Genomic DNA, 1,864 nt, shown 5'->3' on the forward strand with positions numbered 1-1,864 from the left:
TTCAGGAGTGATACGATAGCCTCTGTTGTTTTTACCACCGATAGCGACAAGTAGTTTGCGTGATGTCAGAACGTGGATGTTTCTAGAAACAAAGCGTTTTGCCTGAATGTTGGTAAGCCGAAGCAGTTGCTCAGTGGTGCTTATAAGCTCTAGTCTGCTAAAGGTCTTGTCTTTAATTTCCAATAGTACGTTTTTAAATTTTTTATTTATGGGTATCGTTTTGTCGGTCATTTCGGGTTCCGAAAAAATCTCATGCTTAGGATTGCTAAGTATACAGAAATAAGCAAAACTTAGACAATCTAAGTATGAGGGTTTTACGATGAATAAAAATTGCATATCAATCCAATCCCAGAGCGCCTTAAGCAGGCCAGAAACAAAATCGGTATCTCTCAGCGAGAGCTTGGTATAAGAATCGGTACGGATGAAAGCTCAGCTAGTGGCCGCATGAATCATTATGAAAAAGGTAGACACGTCCCTGATATTCAGACGTTAAAAAAAATGGCGGATGAGTTGAAAGTGCCGCTAAATTATTTTTTTTGCGAAGATGCTCAGAGTGCTGAGATAGCTATTTTAGTTGCTGCTTTAACAGCTGAACAAAAAACGCAATTAATTGAAGCGCTTAGTTGTTCTGAAACCGAATAGCTAGCAAGTCATCCAACCGATCATGCCTTGTCAGACTCGGTATGATTTTCCAGTTCCCGTTGCCGCATGAAGATGAATTACTGGTAAGTATTCTGGCGCGTTTCGTTTCGCGCCAAGGACTAAGAGACGATAAATCAGCTCTAAACATGCTGTTTGGTTCAAGAAATATTGTGCCTTCAGCGTTAATGCAGGGGCATCTTCAAGATTTTCTCTTACAGGTTGGACATATCTGGCCAGTTAGTGCTGAATACATCATGGAACACCATTCAATACTACCGTTTTTTCGTTCTTTCGTGGAGCCTGAACGGCTTGAGGTGGTTCAAAACAGCCTGAAATTAAGCGATAAGTCCCATGTTATGACCAGTATTGGTATTAACGCATCGAGCATTAAGTGGCCAAGATTTTACCGGTTTTGCCCTGTTTGCATTCAAGAGGATAACCAAAAACTGGCTTATTCCTACTGGCGTCGACTATTTCATTTACCAGGTGTCATGGTCTGCCCAAAACATCACTGCCTTTTGCAGGATAGCTTTAAGTTACTTCCTGAGAGACGACATAGGTTTTTAGATGCCTCCGAGCTGGTTGTAAATCAAAACCTACCGGTGATCTATGTAGAATCAGATAACCCATTGTTAAAGCTTGCAACAACCCTCTCGCATGTTTTAAATACACAGACTTCATACGTAGCTCCGGCACAGTGGTCAGTATTTTATCTTCGGCAATTAATTGACCATCATTTTTTTGTAGGGCGCAAGACTGATCATCTGAAAATTAAAAAGGCCGTTACCCGATTCTGGGGAGACGCGTTTTTAGCTGAGATTGGCTTAGATTTAACAGCAGAAAATAACTGGCTATTAGATTTTTTTCGTAAGCAACGCCGCCACTATTCTGCATTGCACCATCTGGTATGTATCATGGCGCTATTCCCATCATACTCTCTTGCACAAGCAATTACTGAGGCAGCAACAGTAACCCAATCTATTCGCAAGGTTAATGTTTATAAAAATAGTAAAGCAGCAGAAAGGGTGCAGCACTATCGACAAGCGTGGTTAAAGTTCATCGCTCAATCAAAAACACTAAAGGAAGTTAGAGATACGAAGGATGGTGAAAGAATTTATTCTTGGTTGTTTCGGTTCGACAAAGCGTGGTTACAGAAAAACCTCCCTGTTCGTGTTCGTATTTCAGTTGGCAGCTTGGTAAATTGGCAGAAAAGAGATCTTGA

General features: G+C 41.0%; 3 protein-coding genes. 2 read left to right on the plus strand and 1 reads right to left on the minus strand.

The features are described from left to right. On the minus strand, positions 1-231 hold a 231-nt coding region (locus tag LSG37_RS21010), incomplete at its 3' end, for a hypothetical protein (protein ID WP_233081963.1). A gap of 99 nt (positions 232-330) precedes the next feature. Here LSG37_RS21010 and LSG37_RS21015 point away from each other — a divergent pair. Both LSG37_RS21015 and LSG37_RS21020 read left to right on the plus strand, forming a co-directional pair. Beyond that, entirely contained in the window at positions 331-642 is a 312-nt protein-coding gene (locus tag LSG37_RS21015; RefSeq protein WP_233081964.1) for a helix-turn-helix domain-containing protein, read from the plus strand. Between the two features lie 41 nt (positions 643-683). Continuing rightward, positions 684-1,864, plus strand: a 1,181-nt coding sequence (locus LSG37_RS21020) for a TnsD family Tn7-like transposition protein (protein WP_233081965.1), incomplete at its 3' end; no start/stop codon positions are given.

It is taken from the genome of Rheinheimera soli, assembly GCF_021290985.1.
Classification (GTDB): domain Bacteria; phylum Pseudomonadota; class Gammaproteobacteria; order Enterobacterales; family Alteromonadaceae; genus Pararheinheimera; species Pararheinheimera soli.